Origin of the sequence: Aphanothece hegewaldii CCALA 016 (assembly GCF_003007785.1) — a bacterium.
Taxonomy (GTDB): Bacteria; Cyanobacteriota; Cyanobacteriia; order Cyanobacteriales; family Microcystaceae; genus Chroococcus; species Chroococcus hegewaldii.
The window spans coordinates 1-23204 of sequence record NZ_PXOH01000017.1; the positions used below are offsets into that span (position 1 = coordinate 1).

Annotated in this window: 26 protein-coding genes; 15 read left to right on the forward strand and 11 right to left on the reverse strand. The window is 37.6% G+C overall.

Annotated elements, in window-relative coordinates; all coding sequences use genetic code 11:
- Positions 1-217 precede the first annotated feature (217 nt).
- The 3 genes from C7H19_RS15070 to C7H19_RS15080 all read left to right on the forward strand — a co-directional run bounded on the left by C7H19_RS15070 (position 218) and on the right by C7H19_RS15080 (position 1659).
- Positions 218-667 carry a hypothetical protein gene (locus C7H19_RS15070; protein WP_106457713.1) on the forward strand — a complete coding sequence of 150 codons (450 nt, stop codon included), beginning with the start codon at positions 218-220 and terminating at the stop codon, positions 665-667.
- A gap of 117 nt (positions 668-784) precedes the next feature.
- Positions 785-1087 (forward strand): hypothetical protein, encoded by a 303-nt coding sequence (locus C7H19_RS15075; RefSeq protein WP_106457714.1) that lies wholly within the window; start codon positions 785-787, stop codon positions 1085-1087.
- Positions 1088-1218: 131 nt separating this feature from the next.
- Complete coding sequence (locus tag C7H19_RS15080; protein WP_106457715.1) at positions 1219-1659, forward strand: hypothetical protein; 441 nt, start codon at positions 1219-1221, stop codon at positions 1657-1659.
- A gap of 133 nt (positions 1660-1792) precedes the next feature.
- On the opposite strand, the gene C7H19_RS26815 is transcribed toward C7H19_RS15080, so the two are convergent.
- Positions 1793-3313, reverse strand: a complete 1521-nt coding sequence (locus tag C7H19_RS26815) for a hypothetical protein (RefSeq protein WP_106457716.1) — start codon at positions 3311-3313, stop codon at positions 1793-1795.
- A gap of 374 nt (positions 3314-3687) precedes the next feature.
- Between C7H19_RS26815 and C7H19_RS15090 the strand changes: the two genes are divergently transcribed.
- The 9 genes from C7H19_RS15090 to C7H19_RS25745 all read left to right on the forward strand — a co-directional run bounded on the left by C7H19_RS15090 (position 3688) and on the right by C7H19_RS25745 (position 8845).
- Entirely contained in the window at positions 3688-4500 is an 813-nt protein-coding gene (locus C7H19_RS15090; RefSeq protein ID WP_106457717.1) for an ArdC-like ssDNA-binding domain-containing protein, read from the forward strand.
- A gap of 350 nt (positions 4501-4850) precedes the next feature.
- Positions 4851-5297 carry a hypothetical protein gene (locus tag C7H19_RS15095; RefSeq protein WP_106457718.1) on the forward strand — a complete coding sequence of 149 codons (447 nt, stop codon included), beginning with the start codon at positions 4851-4853 and terminating at the stop codon, positions 5295-5297.
- A 68-nt stretch (positions 5298-5365) separates the two neighbouring features.
- Entirely contained in the window at positions 5366-5713 is a 348-nt protein-coding gene (locus tag C7H19_RS15100; RefSeq protein ID WP_106457719.1) for a hypothetical protein, read from the forward strand.
- Positions 5706-5999: a hypothetical protein gene (locus C7H19_RS25740; protein ID WP_181280621.1), complete on the forward strand. Its 294-nt coding sequence runs from the start codon at positions 5706-5708 to the stop codon at positions 5997-5999. The genes C7H19_RS15100 and C7H19_RS25740 overlap by 8 nt, the downstream gene beginning before the upstream one ends.
- A 13-nt stretch (positions 6000-6012) precedes the next feature.
- Positions 6013-7131 (forward strand): T4 RnlA family RNA ligase, encoded by a 1119-nt coding sequence (locus C7H19_RS15105; protein WP_181280622.1) that lies wholly within the window; start codon positions 6013-6015, stop codon positions 7129-7131.
- 346 nt (positions 7132-7477) lie between these two features.
- Entirely contained in the window at positions 7478-7729 is a 252-nt protein-coding gene (locus tag C7H19_RS15115) for a single stranded DNA-binding domain-containing protein (protein WP_106457722.1), read from the forward strand.
- Between the two features lie 97 nt (positions 7730-7826).
- Positions 7827-8051, forward strand: coding sequence for a hypothetical protein (locus tag C7H19_RS15120; protein WP_106457723.1), 225 nt, complete (start codon positions 7827-7829; stop codon positions 8049-8051).
- A gap of 139 nt (positions 8052-8190) precedes the next feature.
- Positions 8191-8673: a hypothetical protein gene (locus tag C7H19_RS15125; RefSeq protein WP_106457724.1), complete on the forward strand. Its 483-nt coding sequence runs from the start codon at positions 8191-8193 to the stop codon at positions 8671-8673.
- Between the two features lies 1 nt (position 8674).
- Positions 8675-8845, forward strand: coding sequence for a hypothetical protein (locus tag C7H19_RS25745; protein WP_181280623.1), 171 nt, complete (start codon positions 8675-8677; stop codon positions 8843-8845).
- 104 nt (positions 8846-8949) lie between these two features.
- On the opposite strand, the gene C7H19_RS25335 is transcribed toward C7H19_RS25745, so the two are convergent.
- Complete coding sequence (locus tag C7H19_RS25335) at positions 8950-9129, reverse strand: hypothetical protein (RefSeq protein WP_181280624.1); 180 nt, start codon at positions 9127-9129, stop codon at positions 8950-8952.
- Positions 9130-9380: 251 nt separating this feature from the next.
- On the opposite strand from C7H19_RS25335, the gene C7H19_RS15130 reads away from it, so the two are divergent.
- Positions 9381-9809: a hypothetical protein gene (locus C7H19_RS15130; protein WP_106457725.1), complete on the forward strand. Its 429-nt coding sequence runs from the start codon at positions 9381-9383 to the stop codon at positions 9807-9809.
- A 78-nt stretch (positions 9810-9887) separates the two neighbouring features.
- Positions 9888-10133: a hypothetical protein gene (locus C7H19_RS15135; RefSeq protein ID WP_106457726.1), complete on the forward strand. Its 246-nt coding sequence runs from the start codon at positions 9888-9890 to the stop codon at positions 10131-10133.
- Between the two features lie 232 nt (positions 10134-10365).
- Here the strand turns inward: C7H19_RS15135 and C7H19_RS15140 are convergent, their stop codons facing one another.
- Complete coding sequence (locus C7H19_RS15140; protein WP_106457727.1) at positions 10366-10551, reverse strand: hypothetical protein; 186 nt, start codon at positions 10549-10551, stop codon at positions 10366-10368.
- 27 nt (positions 10552-10578) lie between these two features.
- On the opposite strand from C7H19_RS15140, the gene C7H19_RS15145 reads away from it, so the two are divergent.
- Entirely contained in the window at positions 10579-15843 is a 5265-nt protein-coding gene (locus tag C7H19_RS15145) for a macro domain-containing protein (protein ID WP_106457728.1), read from the forward strand.
- A 3-nt stretch (positions 15844-15846) separates the two neighbouring features.
- Here the strand turns inward: C7H19_RS15145 and C7H19_RS15150 are convergent, their stop codons facing one another.
- From C7H19_RS15150 to C7H19_RS15185, 8 genes are all read right to left on the reverse strand, one after another.
- The gene (locus tag C7H19_RS15150) at positions 15847-16245 is read right to left on the reverse strand and encodes a retropepsin-like aspartic protease (protein ID WP_106457729.1); all 399 of its coding nucleotides are present in this window, start codon (positions 16243-16245) and stop codon (positions 15847-15849) included.
- Complete coding sequence (locus tag C7H19_RS15155; RefSeq protein WP_245927552.1) at positions 16246-16653, reverse strand: hypothetical protein; 408 nt, start codon at positions 16651-16653, stop codon at positions 16246-16248.
- A gap of 75 nt (positions 16654-16728) precedes the next feature.
- Positions 16729-18915 (reverse strand): type I DNA topoisomerase, encoded by a 2187-nt coding sequence (gene topA / locus C7H19_RS15160; protein WP_106457730.1) that lies wholly within the window; start codon positions 18913-18915, stop codon positions 16729-16731.
- Positions 18916-19151: 236 nt separating this feature from the next.
- A complete protein-coding gene (locus tag C7H19_RS15165) occupies positions 19152-19736 on the reverse strand; it encodes a hypothetical protein (protein WP_106457731.1) in 585 nt (194 codons plus the stop codon).
- Between the two features lie 10 nt (positions 19737-19746).
- Positions 19747-20310, reverse strand: coding sequence for a hypothetical protein (locus C7H19_RS15170; protein ID WP_106457732.1), 564 nt, complete (start codon positions 20308-20310; stop codon positions 19747-19749).
- Complete coding sequence (locus C7H19_RS15175) at positions 20297-21166, reverse strand: hypothetical protein (protein ID WP_106457733.1); 870 nt, start codon at positions 21164-21166, stop codon at positions 20297-20299. Before C7H19_RS15175 ends, C7H19_RS15170 begins: the two co-directional genes overlap by 14 nt.
- Before the next feature lie 18 nt (positions 21167-21184).
- The gene (locus C7H19_RS15180) at positions 21185-22024 is read right to left on the reverse strand and encodes a hypothetical protein (protein WP_106457734.1); all 840 of its coding nucleotides are present in this window, start codon (positions 22022-22024) and stop codon (positions 21185-21187) included.
- Positions 22017-23150: a ParM/StbA family protein gene (locus C7H19_RS15185; protein ID WP_106457735.1), complete on the reverse strand. Its 1134-nt coding sequence runs from the start codon at positions 23148-23150 to the stop codon at positions 22017-22019. Before C7H19_RS15185 ends, C7H19_RS15180 begins: the two co-directional genes overlap by 8 nt.
- Positions 23151-23204: the final 54 nt, after the last annotated feature.

The following is a 23204-nucleotide window of genomic DNA, read 5'->3' on the forward strand; positions in this document are numbered from 1 at the left end:
GCTCACAATTACTTAGCTATGTTAGTGATCGCAGCGATAACAATTTGGTTATGATTTATGTTTGCAGACACGCCCTAGTTTTCTGATGAATTGTTAGTTATGAGAAGCTAACAATTCCTAAACGGCTGCTCCAGAGTCATCAAGTAAGTGAAACATCTTGGGGGAAGTAATCACTTCCTCCATTCCTTGTATATTTTGTTTTTGAAGGAGTTATTTTATGGCGGTTGAACTCGTCTTCAATGCTGCACAGAACAAGTCATTTTCCGAGCTTTACCCTTTCCAGTTATTCCAAATAGTTGGAAGTCATCACATTTATTGTAAGGTTAACGATCGCTATGCGAGAACGATTAGTCAAGAAACTTCCTTTGGACGACAGTTTAAACCTTCGGAGCCAGTCGTCTTATTAATTCCTGAAACGGAAGAAGAATTAACAAGACGCTGTTCAAAAACTGCCTTTTCACTGATAGAAAAATACCTAAATGGCGGTATTCTCTCGCTTTTAGAACTTTATCAGATCCGACATATGACTATTCAATTCGTAGCAGAAACACCTGTTAGAGAGGCGTTACAATGTTTCTCATCAGGCGGGACTGCCGAGGGAATAAAAGAAGTTTATGGAATTGATATTAAGGAAACTCTTAAAGCCTATTTTATCGATGCAGAATGACGAGTTAATTTAAAAAAAATGGCTAGTGTCAATAACTACTTATTTCTCAACCAGAAACAAGAAAAGCTTGCGCTTTTTAAGAAAATGTACTAATAAACGCTACGTGCAAGGTTTTTGATGATTAAATATCTAAAATATTTTCTTGTCTTAATCATGTTGCTGCCTAGTAACGCAGTCGCTCAAAATACACCATCGACTATTGACACACTCAATTCTCAGTTTTACTGGTTATTGCGAATCTATCTGGATAGTCCTTGTCAGGCATCTATTCCCGTGACAACCCCTAAGCGAACTTTTACTGTAGAGCGATCGCAACTGCTCCAATCCCTTCGTTACATTTATGGCGAAATAGAACGAAGTCAACCTAGCTCTAATCCAGTTCCTTTAGAAGAATTGCTACAAAAGGAATGCCGTAACTAATATTCTTAATCGTGAAAGAGGAGGACTAAAATCTTCCTCTATGACTTTCAAAAGTCATCTTTCTTCATTTGTCAGGCTCTTTGAAAAGCTTGCGCTTATTGATTAGATAGTTATTAATTGAAGGCGTATTTATGAATCTAGATCCGCATCTTTTTTCACTGCTCAATAATCTGTGGATAAGTGTTAGAGCTATTTTTAGCAGGGATGGTCAATTGGCTCATGTTGGACTAATAAATAGTCCAAATCATTCAAAAATAGTTCTGCTAGATAACATTCCTAAAGAACAAATCGGTCGGTTCATGGAAGAATTGATCGAACGATTCAGGGCGCATACCGTGATTACGATTGCTGAGGCTTGGATGACCGAACATCCACTTAATCAGGAACGATTTGAGGATAACGCTCCAGCTAGAATTGAAATCGTCTCCATCATCATTCAATCTAAAGATGGGTGCTGGATTAGTTCAACGCCAATTACTCGTCCTGAACTGGCGATCGTTCATGAACCGTTCGTTTATATACCGTCTTTAGCTGGTAATTTTGCAATTCGTTTTCCGGCTAATAATAATTAAATTTAATTATTGACTAATGAGGAATATTTGTCTTTTCTCATTAGCTTTAGTTAATTTATAGTTGGCTGACTACTAGGGTGTTGACTTTGTGGAGTAAAACTTCTAAAGTTTTCATGCACTTTTTATGTCATTTCTAGGCTGCCGAAAATAAAGTTTTTCGTTTTGAGAGCATTGACTGTTCAAAAACTTGCTCTATCCATTCTTCAAGATCAATACCTCGAATAGTTTCCAAAGCATTCTTAACAACATCTGTTGTTAAATTCATAGTAGATAAAGGAATTGTGAGCAGCATTTGTCTCAAATCTTTGAGAGGACAACGAGAGGAAAAGTGTTTATATTTTCCAAAGATAGATTCAAGAACATCTGTAGTGGCTAAAACGGGTTTCTCCGTTTTTAGATGACTAATTTCTTGAGAAATATACTTAACAATTTTCTCTTGAAACTCCAGCAAATTATCAGGAATTATCCTTGAAATAATTTGATTGTTGAATTTTTCCAGCGATTGTTGATTGAATCCATCGATTTTGACTTGAGTTTCTAAACTTCGAGTCAAAAAGACCATAAGTTCCCAGCTTTTTAGAGACTCTTCATAATTAATTAACCAGAATAATTTCTCTTTTAATCGTTGATAAATTACTTTGACATTAGCTTGAGGCATTAGTTTGACAATCACCTCAAGAGGCGCATTTAATAGTTGTTTTCCCCAATTCACTAATCGCTCTATATTAAAATAACGACACTGGCTTCTTTGAGATGGAGGGGATAAAAAAGCCAATTCAGTTTGTTGTAGTTTTAAACGACATTTATGGCAAAAGAAAAGGAATTTTTGATAAGTTTCATCTTGACTTAATTGTTGTTTGAGAAAATTAGACATCGCATGAGTAACATCATAAGTGTAAATTACTTCTGGATGATTTTTTTGATACAATTGAATTCCTTTTTTTAGATTACTTCCGTGATCTCCTAAAATTTGTTGAGGGATTCCTACTTCATTGCTTAACAGTTCGAGTTTTTCTTGAATAAATTCTCCTGTGGCTGTTGCCGTCACTTCAAGGCTTAAAATTTCTCCATCTGTATGTTTTAAGGCTCTTTTCTCTTGAACAATGACTTCTTGATACTTCTCAAGAGTTACTCCATAGACAATCATGGCTTTTTCTTGACCTAGTTCAAGGGTTAAATCTACGATAAAAATCCAATCATCTCGCTTTTCTTTTTCCCTTGAAAGTTCGTACAAGCCGACTCTTGCGACCCATTTTCTAATACTACTAAAATGAGGGGAGTCTACCTCAAAGTTTTCACTTAATAATCTCATTGTTGTTGAGACAGAACGATAACTATTTCCTCCATAGATTACCTGTTGGACTGAGATCTGTATAGTTTGAATTGTATAATGATGACCTATAGCTATCAGCGGTATTACTTTCTGGAATTTAGAAGAAGATTTGTCAGTTTTTTTGACTTTTTCTAGTTCTCTTTCCAGTTCTCTAACTTTTTTTCCAGCTTTTTTAGCTTGTTCTTTCCACTGCTCTCTACTTTTCTCTAAATCTCGAATTTTTTGCTCAAATCCTCTTAATTTATCCTGTTTTTCTAAAGCTTTATTCTTCCAGTTATCCCGACTGCTTTTAAAATACCGAGCCAAACGACTAGGGGACATTTTATACTGTTTTTTTAACAATGGCTTTGTTTTGTCATAAATACTGCAAGATAATTTTCTCTGTTTTTTTCCGCAAAGTCAACACCCTAGCTGACTACTGCTGCTTTCTGATTTAAAAAATTTCTTGAGGTAAAACGCATGAATAACGAGAATCAGCATTATTTATTTATTGCCAAAACTTTCCATGTTATTTTCTATATCGAAGATGGCGTGGATGATGGGCTTCGGAATAAAATGGTAGAGTTTTTAGATATTGTTTGGAAACTTTAAAACGCAGTATCAATAAGCTAATTTAATCGGTATTTTTCGATTTTATTTAATGCTCGCGCATTTTCTAAAAGTAGCTTTCTATACGAGTTACAGGAGTTACTTTTATGGTAGCAGTAGCACCGTTAAAATCTCAGGAGGCTCTAGCAAAACTAGAGCAGGGGCTTACAGATTTATTAGCTTCTGGCGATTGGCAAAAATATCTCAAATTCCAGTCATCCTTCCATCATTACAGTTTCAACAATTCTTTGCTCATTATGATTCAATGTCCCATTGCAACTCGCGTCATGGGCTATCAACAATGGTTATCTTTTGGGCGACAAGTTCGTAAAGGGGAGAAAGCGATCTCTATTCTCGCACCGCTCAAGCAAAAAATTGAGAAGGAAGACGGTTCCGATCCGAGCTATCGACTCGCTGGTTTTAAAATAGCCAATGTCTTCGATATCTCTCAAACAGAGGGCGAACCCTTACCAACGATCGCATCCCTCTTGGTCGGTGATGATCGAGGTTTGGTTAATAAATTAGCTGATTTTACTCGTTGGATGAATATCTCTTTGCAATTTGAGAAATTATCTTCAGCCAACGGATATTGTCGATTTAATGCTGATGGGACAATTGTGATCGTTGTTGATTCTAGACTCTCTCCCCGGCAAACGGCTAAAACTCTAACCCATGAATTAGCTCATGCTTTGATGCACGATTACACAACCTACAGCCAGCATAACGGACTGTCGGTTTGTGAACTTGAAGCCGAATCCGTCGCTCATGTAGTTCTGGATCGTTTTGGCTTGGATACCAGTGAGTACAGTTATGGCTACATCTGTTCTTGGGCTAAAAAGGAAGCGATCGCTATCCTTAAAAGTTCTGGGGCTAAGATTCAGCAGGCGGCACAGCGTATCATCGACTGGATTGAACGTTGACTCCTGAATTCCCTTCGTCTCCGATGCCTTTTAATTCCGTTTGTGAATTATCAGGCAATTATACAGTTGAATTTTCATCTACTAAAAAGGACAAAAAAATGAGTAACAAATCTTACGAAACTCTTGAATATTTTTTAGCACATTATCGGCTTCAGTTTCACTATACTGTCAAACCAAAAGCAAAATATGTTCTACAAAAACATATTTACAAGCTTGAAGTAATGTTAGAAAATTTTAGCTAAGATATTCTTAGGATTATTGCTTTACTCAACACAAAAGTTGTGATAATCTAAAGCAATAATTCTTTTTAAAAATTGTGCTAAATCACGGACTAAGTATTGGCTTAACATATGATCAAATACAGCATAAAAAGGCAGTACCGAAGACCAATTCCTGCTAACTATCATCTGACTGATTTCAAGCTATTGGAAATATTTCGTCAAGCTGTAGTGGAAGCCTATTATTTGAAGAATCAAGAACCCACTTGTCTGATACTGCTAATACTGAATCATCCTGCTTCCCAAAAGCCTTTAATTAATTTAATGAGAGTCATTTTTAATCAGACTGCTAAATCAAATCTAAATTATCTGATCTTCAGGCAGGTAATTTCATCTCAGTTAGCTCGGAGACTGTTGGCTGTTAGCATCATAGAGCTTGTTCGGCAATATGATTTCTCTGAGGGTAAAGCTCAATTAGTCGCGGATGAAATGATTAATTTTATTACTCAAGTCATTAAAGTAGTTGCTCAAGACATTATCGAAATTATTAGAAACGAGTCATTCAAAATTGTTCAATAGCCTATCTGCGATCGCGCAGGATCGAGCATACTTTGAGACTCGCTTTGTTCATTAGGACTTTTAAACAAATGAGTAAAAACTATCCGCTCAGTAATACATCAATTAATTTAGCTTTAGTCAACTGGCTAGGAGATAAGAAGTTAGTCAGATGGTTGCAAGATAAATGGCAACAAGACGATCTTGAATCTGAACAAAAGATCGAAGATGCTTTAACGCTTCTCCAATCTCGTCTATCATCAAATCTCAGTCAAAGTCAAATCATTTTAGTTCCAATTCATCAATCAACTTTTTTAATCGGCTTTGATTCCCAAAACTTACTTTTGTGGACGCAGCAAACAGAGAAAGTTGGTAGTGCTGTTTTACATACAATTTCCTATTGGAACAAATCAGTTTTTCACTATCTAGGAGATGAGTGATGAGTCAAACTTCTTTTTGGTTTCGTTACAATTCTCCTGCTACGATTCCGAACAAGTTCAAAAGTTATTTCAAGTTTTGCATAATGTTGGTGTTCAAAATCAAGAGGCGATCATAGAAGATTGGATGGGTTCGGAAGGTGATGGCTGCACCGAGCCACTTTACTTCGTCTTCTTACAAAATGTTAAAGCAAATATCGAGCTTTTTAAACAAATCTCTGGACAAGTTAACGCTGAACTATCCCATTTGCAAGAAACGATTAGCAGTCCTGTTATCTATCCTGATTAAATTTTCAAAAATTATGAAACATTTTGCCAGAATTGTAAATTTTACAACTCTATACCAACATTTACTTGAAGAAGTCAAAAACGGAAACGTTTACGAAATTCAACAAGACAATCTATCTTTGTTCTGCTACACAAACCATTGTGTATACAATCGTTTGTGGAACGAATGGAACATCTTAGCCAGAGGATTAATTATTGATCGCGCTACCCAAAAAGTCATCGCTACTCCTTTTTCTAAATTCTTCAATTATGGGGAACTCTCAGATTTATTACCTGATCAGCCATTTGATGTTTATGAAAAGTTAGATGGCAGCTTAGGAATTGCCTACTACTATCAGGATAACTGGTATATCGCCACGAAAGGCTCGTTCGATTCAGCACAGGCAATCTGGGGAACTCAAAAGATACAATCGTTAGATAAATCATTTTTAGAACCAGGAACAACTTATTTATTTGAATTAGTTTATTCTGATAATCAGATTGTCATTAAATACTCTTTTTCAGGTTTAGTGCTACTAAGTGCTTACTCTGTTGATGGGGAGGAATTATCCTATGATTATTTATCTAAGTTAGCTGAAAAACTTAATATAAATATCGTCCAAAAACTCGATACTCATTCTATCGATGCTGTTTTACAACAAGCCGTCTTATTAGATAGGAACTCTGAGGGATTTGTCCTACACTTTACGAATGGTCTTAGACTAAAAATCAAAGGGAGCGAATATTGCCGTATTCATAAGTTAATTTCAGGCGTTACTCCTTTAGGAATTTGGAAATGTCTAAAAGATGGGGACGATCTAGAACTTTTCAGACAGGAGATACCTGAAGAGTTTTGGCCTGATTTTGATCAAATTCATCAACTCTTAGTCAAGGAATTTAGTCAAGTAGTAAGCCAAATTGAAATCTACCATCAACAATACATCGATCTTTCAGATAAAGAGCTAGGTCTTAGACTTAACACTCTTTCTGATTTGGCTAAGAAATTTATTTTCTATCGTCGCAAAGATGGTGAGCTTTGGTATCGCTCGTCCAAAGTTAAAGAGAAATTATTTGCTCTGATCCGACCCACTGATAACTATTTAGATTTTTACTCAGAAAGTCGAAAATTAAAACAAGTACAATTGGAAAATTAGAAGTTTTTAAGATCTTAAGGTAGTGTGACAACCTTTTTCAAGTCAGACAACTTTTCCTGTTGGGTTTAACAAATTTTTCTAGCTGCTTTCCGCAGCGAATTTGATTGAATAAATTAATAGGAGATTTATCATGATTAATAAAATTTCTGTCACTGGCAACATTTCTAAAATTATCAAAAATGGTGTTGTTTCCATTCTCCTTGCTCGACATGAAGAGATACAAAAAGTATTGACAAATATGGACAGCCTTGTTTTTAGATCTCTTGTTATAACCCAAAGTCTTCAGGTATTGAAGGCTGTCCATATTTGTCTATTTTCCATTTAGGAGTTTGAGAAAAAAGGAGAAATGAAGGAAAAGACTGGCTTTATTTGGGTTAAGACATCTCAGAAAGTGTTTGAGAAACAATCCCTAAAAGTGGGTGATCTTATTAAAGCAGAGGGAAGACTATCAGGAGGTCAGTACCAAGACAAAAATGGTAACTGGCAAAATAATCTTTGTGTTTTCGCTTTTTCTGTAGTTTTTTATAGTGAACAGGAAGAAGTAGAAGAAGCCTTACCAACTCCTGACGCGCCTGATTCTGATGAAATAGGTTTCTAGATAAATTGCAGAAAGCTCACTTTCTAAAGTGGATTTTTCTACTTTTTTTCGACTGACTCAGTTGAGTAAAGTACTGATTTTTAAAAAGGTAATACACATGAATAACGAGAACAAAGACAAAGTAAACGTTCGGGAGTTCTTTAATAAGTATTTGAATTTACCAGACGTATTTATTGCAGATAAGGAAGAACATAAAACCTTGACACCCGAAGACCTTTGCTTTGAGGAATTTATTCCAAAAGGCAGCAAGCCAGAACAGTTAAAACTACCTGAAGAAACCACTGAAGGCATTGCCAGCAAACTTATCTATCCCGATCATTAACAACAGAGCAAACATTAATTTAATTTTAGATTTAGCCTAATCAGTTTTTAATGCCTTGGCCGAGGATAAGAAAGAACTTTCAAGTGATCGCCCTTACTGCTCCGCAGTGAAAGTGAGCGAAAATAGAAAGGAGAAATCTATGTACGAAGGATTTAATTCGTATGCCGCAGAAATGGCGATCGCAAACTTGATCTCTCAACATCGAAAGCTGAAGCCTCTGCGTTTTTCGACCAATCAACTCCTAGAAGTTGCGCGATCGCATCCCATTGGGTTAAAACGGTTGGAAGCCGCCGAGCCATACTTGAAACAAGAGTATGGAATTCCCTTGAAAAATGGAAAAATCCATCTCATCTGGGAGTCATTGCCCAGTTCAGTTTTATTAGATTATGCCTTTGGAATCGATGCGGTTTTCCAATATTTGGGGTGGTCATATGGCTTAGATATCACGGTAAATGTTAACGACCTATCCCGTAAGATGGCTAAACAGAAAAAGCTCTTTCCACTGCTCAAAGAGTTACAATTTGAGCGAGTTGGGGTTTGTTTGTTAGAATCGGGATTAGTAGACCCAAAAGAATTTCTGACAAAGCTTCCCAAAAATGAGCATTTCTGTTTCAGTCTCTAAAATGCGTAATACGATTTCTGAAGGGCTTTTTGCTCTTCAAATTTTTTTTCTAGAACGCTATGGGCGTTTTGATGAGCAAGGAAACTATAGTAACACCAAGCCCGTTCCGTTCTGGGCGAATCAGTTGGCGAGGGCGATCGGTAAGATGGCGACTTCAGTTAGAGGACATTAATGTTAGGATGTAGCGTATATGTAGTATTTCGTGATTCGGCACAACATTCACAAAGATTGTTTTTGTAGTAGAAAAATGGGCGATCGCTATTGCATCCCCATTTCTCACTTTGCTCGTCTTAAGCGCATCAACTGCTTCTGTTGTTCTCGCCTTGCTTCGGTACGGCAGCGCTCGCTACAGTAAGAATGAGGTGATGGCAGACGTAGTTGGGTAACGGTTTGCTTGCACCACTGACAGGTAAACGTCATCAGTTTGGCCTCTACTTCTCTAGTGTGTTTTTTCACTTTCCTTTTTTGTGTCATTGGAGCATTAAACTTAGGTATAATCAGGGTTTAATACTATGTTAGCAAAACTTGTATGTTTTGCTAACAAATTTAGGATAATTGCCACAACAAAGAACGTCAACTGCTCACGCCATATAGAGGAGCGCAATTGCAAAGAGAGGGAACACCATATGCTTATTGTCAATTAACTAATATTTAATATTTTCTGCTTACGCAGAGCTTCAAAAGAAAATTATAAAAGGAGTAAACTATTGGATAACTCACAATCAATCGAGCTTTACAATAAGATTAATAATCTAATCCGAATCTCCAGAGAAGCGATCGCGCTTTATGGAGAAACAGCACCCTTTTTAGTAGAAGAAGGCGATTATACAAAATTTGTCAGTATTAAATTATCGCCAGATGAATTTACAGAGGTTTGCGCTTCACTATCACCAGATGGTGTTCTTAAAGTTAATTACACCGCTCATTATTGGGAAATGGAAAACCGTCTTTTGATGGCTAACTTTCAAACGATCTTTCCCGTCATTAAACTAAATGCTGAGGGAATTCTTGAAGAATTGTTAGTGGAGCGTTTGGATTTCTGCATATCTGAACTACAAGCTATTTTGAATGGAGATAGTGATTCTAAAAGAACTAAAAAGTGGCTTGAATTCATGGAATATGAGTCAGGTTTTTAGGTAGATATTTATAAGTAAAAAATTGAATTACAAACTGCTACGCAGTGCAGAGCATTAGAATATTTCTGGAGTAAAAAAATGAAGTTGAATTTCCAGGCAACTCCTGCGGGAGAAGCTGTGAGCAACGATTTAGGAATTGAAAAAGCCTTAACTTATTGGCAAAATGAAGAAGCCTTAAATTTATTAAAAAATATTGTTAAAGGCGAGCTTCCTCCTCAAAAGTTTGATATCAGTCTATTAATGGGTCTAATTGAGCGAGGATTTGTTGAATTCTCATCTATTGCTGTAGACAATCCATCAGAATTATTTACGACAATGATTTAAAATCTTTGCTTAAAACTCTCAGAAATGAGAGTTTTCTTTTTTGTGCTAAGTAGAATTACTTAGCAAATTTGTCTTTTGGCAAAAATATAGACAAAGATATCCACCAAAGAAGTTACTGTTTAAAATTTCTCATAATGAGAAATTTTATCTCAAAAGTCTCACCCATGAGAGTTTTACAAAAAATTTGTTAATATATTTTGTTAATACGCCATGCTATTAATATAGCCATGCCTTAAAAAACAATTTCTTCTAGAGGCGTATCATTCATTGAAGCTTCTTCTTCCATCTGTCGAACCCATTCAGGATCTTCCCAATCTTCTTCACGATGATCAGCAAGGTGATCTAGATCGAGATAACCTTCTGAAAGGGCTTCACTAACGCTCATATCTTGATATAGCGATTTTGAAATTTTTCTCATATTTTTTTCCGTTGAAAGAATAACATTATGGTAACGCAAATCCGCCGCCTCCAATCAGAGGGATTACCGATCGCCCACTTCGACACTCTTACAGGGCAGTCTGGGGAACTGACAACCACTTTTAAGAACACGATCGCGGAATATCTTTTTCCTAATACAACTTTCTCTCTTGGAACCGTCTATCCCAAAACTACAGAAGAACAGCTAAAGTCGCAGGTACTCCGCCCTGCAAGGGCGGAGCCTGCTGCGACCGCCCAGTCGCGGTCTATTCCATCCAAAACTTTAGCTTTTGCTAACGGAGAGAAATTCTATTTTGCTGATACCGAAGTGCGCCATCAGATCTTCCCAAAAGACAGTGATGGGGCCGCTTATGGGTCAATTCCTTTTACGGATAACCGAAGCATACATGAACTAACAGACGTTAAAGTGCTAGTAATCGACGATGAGACAGGAGAGAATAACATCGGTTTAGCTCCCGAATCGGCTAAAAAATTAGTTGGTGATTGTCATGGTCAAATTTCCCCTCATGTTCATCAGGCAATTGGTGGCGAAGCCAATACTCCGTTTCAATTCCGGATCGGGATTAAGGCGACGGAAAATAGTCCAGCCCGTATTGCTAAAGGGACTCTTGCGCCAGTCGATCTAACTAAAGTTGGCGATTACGATTTGATTTTGCCAAAATCAGCTTTTAAAGGACGTAAGGGTGAACAAAATCAAGAAATTCAGCCAGGGGAACATAGTATTACCCTCGCGCTAGGAATAAAAACTCATGCTTATCGAGGTGAACAATCCCTCGGCCCTCAAATCTTGGTCAATTATCCGAAAAGTGTAGAGGCAGCAATTCCTCTAGTCGAGCAAAGACTCGCTAAGTTAACTCAAATTGCCTCCGACCCCGTTGCTCTAGCGACTGATTACTTAGAAACTACCCGTTCTCGTTATCGTTTTATTGCTGAAGATCGATTAGATGAAAAAATCCTCAATGATCAAGAGTTAGCTGAAGCTTTATTAGAAGAACTGGGAGATGATTATTTAGAACAGGAATCAGAAATCTATGACCGAGCGGCTGAACTTCTCAATAAAGAGCGCAATTATCATCTAATTAAAGCAGATTTAGAAGGGCATCGCCAGTTATTAGAGCATCCAAAAGTGGTCGATCTCTTAAATAAACACCTTCAAACACAGTATCGAGAATTAGCGACTGGACGGGCAATCAAGTTTCAGGCGGCTCTACTTCAACCCAGTTTAGATTTAAAAGAAGATGAGTTCTGCGATCCAAAGCTTCCTGAAGGAGTAAAAGTGATCGTAACTCGTTCTCCCTTTCTTAATAGCAACAATTTTATTGCCCTAACTAACCGACCTATTCCAGAGGCGATGGAAATGCAGGGGTCAGTTTACATGAACCCAAAAACAGCCGCCCTTCATTTACAGGGCGATTTTGATGGCGATCGGGTAGCTTATCAAAGTATTCCTCGACAACCAAAGACAGACATGGATCGTTTTCTCATTGCTTTGGCAGCCGAGATTACTGAAAAACAGCTTCCTCAAAATCGTTATGCTGATGTAGTTAAACCCGATAAACAATCTTATCAAGGGTCATTTGAAGCAATCGCCCTTTCGGCCCGTGAAAATCAAGTGGGAATCGTCGCTAATCAAGTGATGAAAGCGATCGCTCTTGAACATGAAACTCAGATGTTGCCCGAACAAGAGAAGATGGAATATATCAATAAGGTTGCCGCTTATTTTAAAGGAAAAAATAACTTAGATTTACCCGACTCTTTACAACCTCTACATCCGGCTTTAGAAGAGTTATCGAATTTGCCCATAAATGAACCTGTTGAAAATAATTTAAAAAGAATTGCTACATTCAACCATCAATTGGTCGGATTGTTGGGGAACCAGTTACAAATTGCTGTAGATGGGCCTAAATCGGCCGCACGTCCAGATGCTCTTGTGTTAGATCTAGTTCGAGAAACCTTGTCTAATTATCGGACGATCGCTTGGTTGAAAGATTATAAAGATGAGGCAGCTTACTTTGAGCGAGCTATGAATACCAATAGCTATAGTCCCATTGATCGTTTGATTCTTACCGTCAATCAGCAGTTTGAAAAACATCAACTTGCCCCTCGTCCCTCTCATCAATTTCGACCTTTATTTTCTGATGTCTCCTATACCGAACAACATAAAGAACTGGCAAGCAAGCTACGAAACGAACACAATCAACTTTACGAGCAAGCTCATCGAATTGAAAACGCAAGAGATGAAGATTCTGGAATACGTCTTACTCTAACCTCACCTAAAGGCAACCAATTAGAGGTGATCGACTTAGCTAATACCAACCATCCTAAGACTTTTAACTCAGAACAAATGAACATTAAAATTCGTTTTGATGAACGAAAAGAAAAATATGGAGTTTTTGCGGAAGTAATCGGAAAAAAAAATCAGTCAGGTCAACCTCAATATCGTAGGATTGGCTATTTAAGTAAAGATTCATCTCTTGCTCATCAAAAAACAATCGATCAACTGTTCGATGAATCTGGATGGGCTAAACTGGGAGTTTTAAAAACACAACTGAAACCGGGAATTACTCAGGAGGCTGTTAAAGCGGCTTTTACACACATTAGAGAATACGATGAGCAAGCTTACTTGAAAATCCCTGAATCTGAACGATTGCCAGTAGCGGCAGCTTTATGGGATCTTTCTCATACTCGGACTAATAAAGTAGATGAACGTAGTTTTCGTAAAGGAACGGCTGCCTATCAGATTTTTCCCAATGAAATTAATGCCCGTCTTGCTCAATTGCAGTTTGGCTCAATTGAAATTAGCAAGCTACGCGAACCGACTAACCAACATGACAATCGTCATTTTCAGGGTGAGGTTTTACCAATTGAAGTACAGTTCGTCACTGACCCTAACGATCCTAATCATAATCAGCGTGTTCTTGTCGTTGAGGGAAAAGTTTTAGGCACTTTTGCTCAAGATTCTCCACAGTTGCCGAACCTAACAACGGCTCTAGCTACCGTGAACACAGTTAGAGGCTCTGGAGTTAATGCTGTTACTCATAATGGTCAGACATTACAAGTCGGAGTCCTGAAAAACTACGCCTACGCCGAAACTGATTTTCAACTAACCGAAGCACATTTAACTTTTGAGACGATCAAAAATCAACTCAATCGTACAGTTCTTGCGGCTCGCTTAGATGGACTTCTTCTAGGAGAAATTAAAGATGTAAATACTAAAAATTATCTTAAAGAAAAAGGTTATATCGATTCAGGTGAATCTCTAAATGTAACCCTTACTAGAGATGCGCCGTCAATTGCCAAAATTATGATCGACCCCTCAACTGTCATTTACCCACTCGTTCAGACTCACGATAAAGCTTTATCGACTTCTCCTTCAAGATCTCCTGAAATCCTACCGACACTGTGGAGTAAAAGTGATGAGGGGATTACCCTCGCCGTCGATAATCGTAAAACCGAAAATGTGGTCGAGTTTTTTGATCGCTATTCCGTTCCTGTTACTTTTGCACAGGATGCTCCCATTGAACGAGAACTTGGATATACAGTGGTTAAATTTGAGAATCTGAGCGATCTTGTTTATTCTAAATTACAGGCTAAGTTTGGTGAACCTTTATCAAAGGAAGATTATAGTAAGGCACTACAGGGTTCAGGATCTGCGGTAGTGGTATCTAAACCATCGGTGAGCCTGAAGGGAGTCGAACCAACTCCACTGGTTATTTCAGGCAAGCCTGTCGCCATGAACTATGACTTGAAGTTGCATGGTGAACCTAATCCTCTAAAAGTTAGTACCACGATTGAAGCAATCAGAGGACATGGAAGAACTCACACCACCCGTAACTTTGAACCCTACATGGCTTATAGTTTCAAAGAAGGAGACTATGCGATCGCTTACTCTGGAACAAAGGAGAACCCGACCCAACAGGTGTTATTCCAAGTCGGAAAGCAATATCAAATCACGGACAAGATGATCAAGGATGAACAATACCGCCAAACATGGGCAAAGAGTGAGAAACACAGTGCATTAGAATTAGATACTTTTCAAGGAAAAACTGCATGGGGCTTGTATTACGAACCGATCGGCGATTACAAAGATGGCAAAGTTTACTCATTTCAAACAGGACAAGAAATTACGGCACTACAGAAACTAAATCATGAGTTAAAGCCGAATCCAGAGGGTTTTCTTGAGGCTCGACAACTTGAAAAAGTTCAGAACCTTGAACAACCACAAGGTATTCTAGGAGTCTCTGTAGGGATTATTGTTCAACAGGTTAATTGCAAAAAAGTGATGGGGGCAGGTTTAGCTTCATCGATTAGCGATCGCTACCCTCAAGTCAAAGAAGCTTATTTAGCTAAAGAAAATTGGTCATTGGGGGATGTTCAATTCGTTAAGGTCAGCGATCGCTTAATGGTGGCCAACGTCGCAGGTCAAGACGATTATGGAACCAACAAACGTCAAACTGATTTTGTTGCCTTAAAACAGGGATTATCAGAAGTTGCCCGATTTGCTCAAACATCAAATAAACCCGTCTACCTCCCTTTTCGATTGGGTTCAGGTCTAGCAGGGGGGGCTACAGAAAATGAGCGACTAGCTACTTGGAAAACGGTTCAAGCGATCATTCGTGAAGTTTTACCCAATGCTCGGATTGTTGATTCTTCTTGGAAAGGAGCAAACAAAAATGCAGAAACTCCTATTATGGCTTCATCTCCTACTAATGCTCAAAAAATACAGGCTCAACGAACAAAAACGATCGCCCCGATTTTAATGGATCTCCTCAACTGTAAACTAGCAACGGAATATCAAGGGGAGAAGTATACAGCCATCTTTGACCCTGATACACAAAACATAAGCTGTTATCGTAGTGAAACTAAGCAACTAACCTCACAGGCTCAATTTCGTTCTGGGCAATGGCATCCACTACCAATTCTTCTTTCAGATTCTAATGAGCCGAATTTAACTCAACAAGATTTTGAGTTTTTTACACAAACTCTTGCTCCACAATTACTAAAACATCAAGAGCAATACCGACAGATCTATCAGACAATGGCTACCTCTTTTTCGGATTTAGAACCAACTGAATTGGATACTGCGATCGCTTTTAGGATGCTCGAAGACAATCACTCAATTAATCAAATTTGTCTCACGCTTAATCAGTTTGATACTTTCAAAGAGTTATCACCTGCTGAGGCGATTGATTACCGTCAACAAATTGTCGATGATGCCTTACAACTTTTTGAAGAACAACAAGAACGAAATCAAAAAGATTGGGAATTATGAGCTTTAAGAATTAATAATAATTCTTTGATGAATCCCATCAAATTTTACACAAAAACGGTTAAGTATATCTCTACCAATAATAATTTCTCTTAATTCTATTTCAGGAAGATCATAAATAACTGAATCATAAAAATTTTCTGAATCAAAACTGAAACTAATCAGATAAGGAACCGCTTCTATTAATTTATTGTTGAATCCTTTAACCGTTGTTCTGCTCGGCTTTCTAATTCTCCGCAAAACTAGATTGTTAATTAAAAAATAAGGAAATAAAGTAATATCAGCACCAGTATCTAAGAGACTATATTCAGATAGAGATAATTGCCAATTGCTAGGATTAGCAAATTCTATTTTAATCAGTGGTACATCAATATTTCCAATTTTTTGATAAGGATGAATAATCATTTAATTGAACGTAGGAACTTGATTAACGTAAATAGCATTAACTTTTCTAGCTCGTACTTCATCACTTCTGATTACTCGACCACACAAAAGAACTTCATCCTCATCAAAATCTTTCACTTTTTCATCTTCAAACCAAACATATAGACCTGAGTAATGTTTAATTAACTCAGGTAAATTTTTATAAAATAAATATTCTTGTTTAGTCACAAAATTATATTCTTCTTCCTTACCTCTTTGTAGATCTATTTTTTTCATTTTTTCTTCTTCTTCAGCAGTTAATTTATTAACTCTAAGCATTCTTTGAGCAGCTTGAATAATTTTAGGATCTTCTTCATTCCATTGTGCTTCAATAGATTCAATAGAGTCATCAAAAGGATCGGTTGGGGAAATTGTTTTTAGTTCTGGCATAAGTTTGTTAAAAATGATTTAGATCCTTCTAGGATAGCAATTCATCGCTAATACTGGCTATAACCATCACAAAGCTTACAAATTGCCAAATTTCTTATTCCACCAAGAACCCTGACTGGTTTTGAAAAATGCAACATCCTTACATTTTTTAGTTGAACAAACCAACATTTGCTTAGTTTGTCCATCTTTTTCATATTCTCTAATTAAGAGTGGTTGTCGGCAATTTGGACAAGCATGGTCACTTTTTTTGATTTCAGAAACCTTACTGCCTGGAGCTTCCCATTGATTAGACTTGGCATTCAGAAACATCACCCCATCACAATTAGCAGCATGACATTTAAGAAAATACGGAACGGCTAATTTCTTAGATGACGAGGGCTGCTTAAACAGTGGACTTTGACATTTCGGACAAGGAAGATCCGTGACCTCATCGGGATTCACAAAGTCTTGACAAATATGGACAGTCTTTTTAGTTTGGTCTTCTGGTTTCATGATTAATCTATTATTTTGAAGACTGTCCATATTTGTCTTACTTTTTTCCAAGGGAAGAAATTTGGTTCTAGCTCGTGCGATCGCTTCCCTGAAATACGAGTCATACCACCCCCACAAGTATTTTTCCCACTGAAGTCCTCCATTCGCTATCTCATCGAGTGAGTCTTCCATCTTTGCCGTGAAGCTTGTATCGATTAATTCAGGAAACTGCTCGATCATAAACCGATCGATCTTCAGTCCCAGTTCGGTTGCGACAAGGTGCTTTTTCTCGACACTGACATACGATCGCTCTTTGAGTAACTTAACCGTACTGGCATAAGTTGATGGACGACCAACACCTTTTTTTTCCATTTCCGCTACTAACTTGGCTTCGCTATATCTAGAGGGTGGAGATGTCCGTTTTTTAACCGATTCTACTGACTTTGGAACTAATGATTGATTAACTTTTAATTCGGGCAGTAAATTTTCTGCACTCAGATTCGACCAATATTTGGTATATCCTGCAAAAATTAACCTTTGTCCTGAGCCAAGCCATTGAACGTCACCTGAAACCGAGAGCAATTTGGTCTGTTCAACAATGGCATTTTTGCACTGGCTGGCAATACTCCGTTTCCAGATGAGAAAGTCTAATCGGTATTCATCGTCAGAAAGTTGGTTCTTGAGTTGTTCGGGGGTAGGCGTTAAACTTGTGGGGCGGATTGCTTCATGAGCTTCTTGAGCATTTTTACCCTGCTTGTAATTAACAGGATCACTTGGTAGAAGATTTGGATCATGTTCAGCTAAATACTGGCGTACCGACTTAATAAAATCTGTGGACAAGGCAGTGCTATCGGTTCTCATATAAGTAATCTTCCCTGCTTCATAAAGCTTTTGTGCGACTTGCATTGTCTTTTCAGGGTCAAATTTCAGATAGGCACTAGCGACCTGCTGTAGGCTCGATGTTGTAAATGGCGGTGATGGAGTTTTTTTGACTTCTTTTTTGGTGATATCAACCAGTCGATGAGGATTACTCAACCCAATCTGTTTAATCTGTTCAGCCACAGAGCTAGACGTAATCCGTTTTCCGTCAGCTTCTTTGTCATCTTCTCCCACATCTCCTTTTTCAGAAATAGCTAATTCGGCAGTTTTCTCCCCGACATTTCCTGCATAGTAAGCCCGATAACCTTCTTGATAGTCTACATGGAGGCTATAGTAGTCAAGTGGAGTAAATGCTGAAATCTGCTTTTCGCGTTCACAAACTATATGCAGTACGCACGACTGCACACGTCCCATGCTAGTTTTTGGCGCGATCGCTTTCCACAACAGAGGTGAACCTTTAAAGCCTACTAATTTATCTAAACAGCTTCTAGCTTTCCCTGCCTCGATTAAATTAGAGTTTAAAGAACGAGGATTAGCGATCGCATATCTGATTGCTCTTTCAGTAATCTCTTGATAGACAATTCGTTTCGGATTTTTTAATCCTAAAACTTGGGACAGATGCCAACCAATACTTTCTCCTTCTCGATCTGGGTCAGACGCAATGATTACTTCGCTACAAGTTTTAGCAATACTTTTGAGTTCTTTAATCACTTGTTGCGCCCTAGTATGAATAGGTTCATAACGGCAGGTAATTCCATGATTAGTTAACTCAAAACCTAGATTGTCTTCCCCATCTTTGGCTAGTTCTCGAATATGCCCGAAACTAGCTTTTATGATATAATCAGAGCCTAGAATTGAAGAAAGCTTTTTTAATTTTCCTGGTGATTCAATTATTATTAGTTTTTTCGTCATTTTTCAATAACACTGCAGTTTGAAGAAGAAAATGGACAAGTTGTTATAACTTATATTTTAAAAAACGCTTCGTTGTCTATTAGATCAATAAGCGTTATCTGAAAGTTCAACTTGATGTTCAAAAAACGGCTATCCAACTTTACGTTTAAAGTATTTTACTGTAGGTTTTTGACCTAGACGGCCTGTAACCCTAATTGTATTATAAAATTTTTCAGCCATGATGTTTGCCCTTTTATTTAAAATTCTAATTCTCGATCTTCATTGTTGATTTCTTTCTCTTTAACCTCTTTTTTGATGGCAAATTTCTGTTGAAGAAAAGTCATTCTATCTTCATAGACTTCACTAATATAAGCTTCTAGTTGCTGGCTATTGATTTCCTTGTCTTCGATTAATCTTTGTAAAATCACACTTTGAGTTAATTTTTCTGCGATCGCACTTTTAGTCACCTGATTGAGTAGATTATGCTCGACAATAAGTTTATCCAACTCCACGCCAATCAAACCGTTTCCATCTACAATGTTGTAGAGGTCGTCGTAATTGACATCAGGGCAGTTTTGCCACCCCATAACTTCTTTCGCCTCATTGAAGTATTGTTTTCTTAAAGCCTCACGTTGGGCATTAATGGTATAAGAATTAGAACTTGCTCCTCTAGGATTAGTACCATCCTTAATTTCCTCCCCATCTAATACTCCATCACGATCGCTGTCCCGTCTCATTGGATCTGAGTAGCGCAGTTTTTCATCTCCGTCAGTTACCCCATCGCGATCGCTATCCTGATTTAGTTGCGGGTCGATCACTGGTTCATTTTTTTTGGGTATCATAAAACCTATCCTATTTTTGAAGAGTTTTTGTCCTAAGTCTTGTATGCCAACAAACACTATGTTCACTGTGGCACTGCACCTTCTCAGGTAAGTTGATTCCGATCGCTATTCCTAAACCAGTACAGATGCCAAGGAGTAATAGGATGATCACATACTGATTTAGGTAGAAGGTTAGCCTTTCATGTACTTTCTCTACATTTTTTAAATATTCTTGTTCTATCCTTATTTGTTCTTCGTTGAGTTTATTTTGCTTCTCCTGTAACTGTAATTCTTGGTATTTGGCTAAGTTTGACTGCTGGTTGAGCATGGTTCGCTCCCAGATGATCTTGTCAATAATCCGCGTTAGATATTCTTTAAGATTTTCGTTAATCTGCTTCGGGGTTGGATAGTTGGTTAACAATCCATAATCCAACAGCTTTTCAACTTCTCTTGGAATCTCTAGGTACTCTTTTTTACTTTTAAGAAGGGGTGGTTTTGGGTTTGGCTTGAATAAAGTTTTATAAAAACTAATTACTTTTCCCAATGGGCTAAGTTTCAGTTGATTTGGTTTTGATTTATCCTTATTTTTCCCCATTTTCTTTACTATCTTCTACTGATGCTGACTTCATTGGTGGTAAATGCTTTTGCTCATCGGTAGTTAAGGCAATTTCTATGGTTGTCGGTTTTCCATTAAGCCGTTTTTGTTGAGCGATTTTCTCCCTAGCTATTTCAATTTTTTGAGCGATGATCCCTGATTCTTGTTGATTCTTCAGTTGCAAAAAGATCTCTTGAGGAATTTGCCTGTCCACCATTTCATTCAAGTAATCTTCGGTTTCAGCCGTTTTGATTGACACCCGATCAACTAAACTTTCAACTGTCTTGCCCGAATTTGTTCTAATTACAGTCAGAAGTGCTTCATCATCAGATGATGAAAAACTTCCGTTTGATTTTTGATTGAGGTACTTAATCAGTCCTTTGTCGATCGCTTGCTTCTGGGTATCGGTATATTCATCCTCCAAGGTTAAGTGACTCAGTTCTAAAATGATTTCTAGCTCACTAAGTTTGACTGAACGCTCTAAATTTTCTTCAATTTCGGCTTTGATTGACTTGAGTGTGTATTTATTGGCTGATTCTTGCTTATTATCTTGAACTTCTTTTCCTTGTCCAAATTTAGTTAATAGTTGATTTAAACTCAACTCTACATATGCTAATGATTGCTCATCATCTTCAAAAACTTTTGTATCGACTATATCAGCCAAAAATTCGGCTTTTGCCTGTTCATTCGCGGTTAATTCGAGGTATTTCCGCACCAATGCCATTTCTTGGTCTGAGTATTCATTCTTATCACACACGATTCGGCAATTTCTTAAAGCTTCATCCAATTTTTCTTGAGTTGATTCCTCATTAAGCCCGAAGAGTATTCCCGTCATGTCTTGTTTACTGTAAGCCATTTTTGCTTCCTATTAAATTCAAAAACTGTTTTTAACGTTTTGCTTATTGAATTCATCCAACACGGAATTCATCGGATGATCGATCATGCTTTTGATAAACTCATCACTGTTAATATCAATTTCCTTTTCTAAATTTCTTCCTGCATTGACATCAGAGCGCGGTACATCACTATTGATATCAATTTCCCTCTCTAAAATTCTTTCTTCATTGGCATCAGAGAGCGTTACTGTTCTATTTCTTACTAGATACGGTTCGTCTTCTAAATTAAACCGCCTGAATTGAGGATAAGCTGTCGTACAACCCAAGAATGTTCCCTCTAAAAATTTCTTGTGTTTTCTCAAATAGTTCCAGCATGATATAGCCTTTGCTATTATTTTCTCCTCATTTAGCTCAAACTCTCGATAAGCGATCGCACCCCAATAAGCATCTAATGCCCAAAGGATTTTCTGCTCAATGGTAAAACTCGTATCCTTAGATCTTAAATATCTAAATAGCCAATCTGTCCCTTCTCCCTCACCTCTAGTCTGATAGCGAAACTCAAAGTTAACTGAGGAACGTCCCTCAAGATAAGTGATTTTTTTAAAGAAACGAGTATTTCCAAGATTTTCCCTAATCTCAAATTCTTGTTCTAATGAAGATATCCTTCTCTCTAACTGATAGATATTGCTATTGCCTTCTCTTACGGCAAGGCTCCAGTCGTTTCCTTCTTTTCCTACTGCCAAGGCGTACCAGAAACAAAAGACCGATTCTAAGATTTTGTTTCTCGATTCTTCTAATTCAAGTTTATTCAAATAATTGAGGACTTCCCAGTTAGGGTCACTGCTATTAGCTTTGTAATTAAAAAAGAGTTCAGCCATTTTGATCCTTCCCTACTAACGATAACGGACGCTCGGCAAAATGATACATCACATAGTAAAAATAACAATAAACATCAGTAAAACGATATTTATATTTCTTCTCCCAAAGCTGTGGACTAAGCAACTGAGAGACAGCAGACTCGATTCGTTCACACCAATTAATTGGCTCTTCTGGAAAATAATTGATAAATTCCTTTTGATAGCTGCGACTTGTCCCACCCGTGATTGAGACTTGCAACACAGAGGGAAACTTCCTTGTTGTCATCCAATTATGCAGCATTCCCCAGTGTTGCTTTTTCGCATTTGTAATTCCTTTAGTTAATGTATTTAACTCACTTCTGCGCCCCGAAAGCGAACTACTCTTGAGCAACGGATTTAAACAATTTATGTCTCCTGTTTGCATCATTAAACTCACAGGTTCGATTAGTTCAGGCAAAGATAAACCCGATGTGGACTGTTTGATGATCTCTAGCAATCTAATTAATCCGAGTTTTTCTGTATCTGCATCCTTAATTTGACCTTGCCTCATTAAAAGGTATGAAAAGTCCCTTAAGCCCAATACCAAAACTAAAGCGGATTCTGCATTTTCAGTTTTGCTTTTTGGCTCTGGCAATCCTCTCATTAAAATTCCTGCCCCTTCTGGCGCACAGTGAAATTTTTCCAAGCTCACCTGATAACTTTCCCCTCTAAATTTAAAATTCTTAAGGGCTTTTTCAATTAACTTGTGAAATCTTCTGCCATCTTTATATTCGATATAGGGTAGCAATATCCCTAAGTTTAAACTGAATTTTGATGGTAATCGTTTGAGAGTTGCGATCGCACCGACCATCGCTAAGACCTTTGGCACGGCTCTTTCGTATTTCAACTCCCGCCAAGCTTCAGTTGCATGAAATCTTCTAGCTAAAATTCCCACTGCTGTTATTTCAGACCCGTACTCAACCCAGGCTGATGTTAACGGTAACTCCTCTTTACTAAGTTTTTGGGATTCGTATTCTTTGAGTGCTGTCCTAGTCACATCGATCACCTCTGCCTCCATGACCAGCCACTCTTGTTTAAATTCTTTTAGCGTGTAAATTCCTTTACTCAATGATGAGCTTGGATCAAACGCCAAAGTAAGATCTGCCATATTTTTGTTCTGTAATATTATTCGCTAAGTCTTAAAAACTTATTTCTTCTTTTA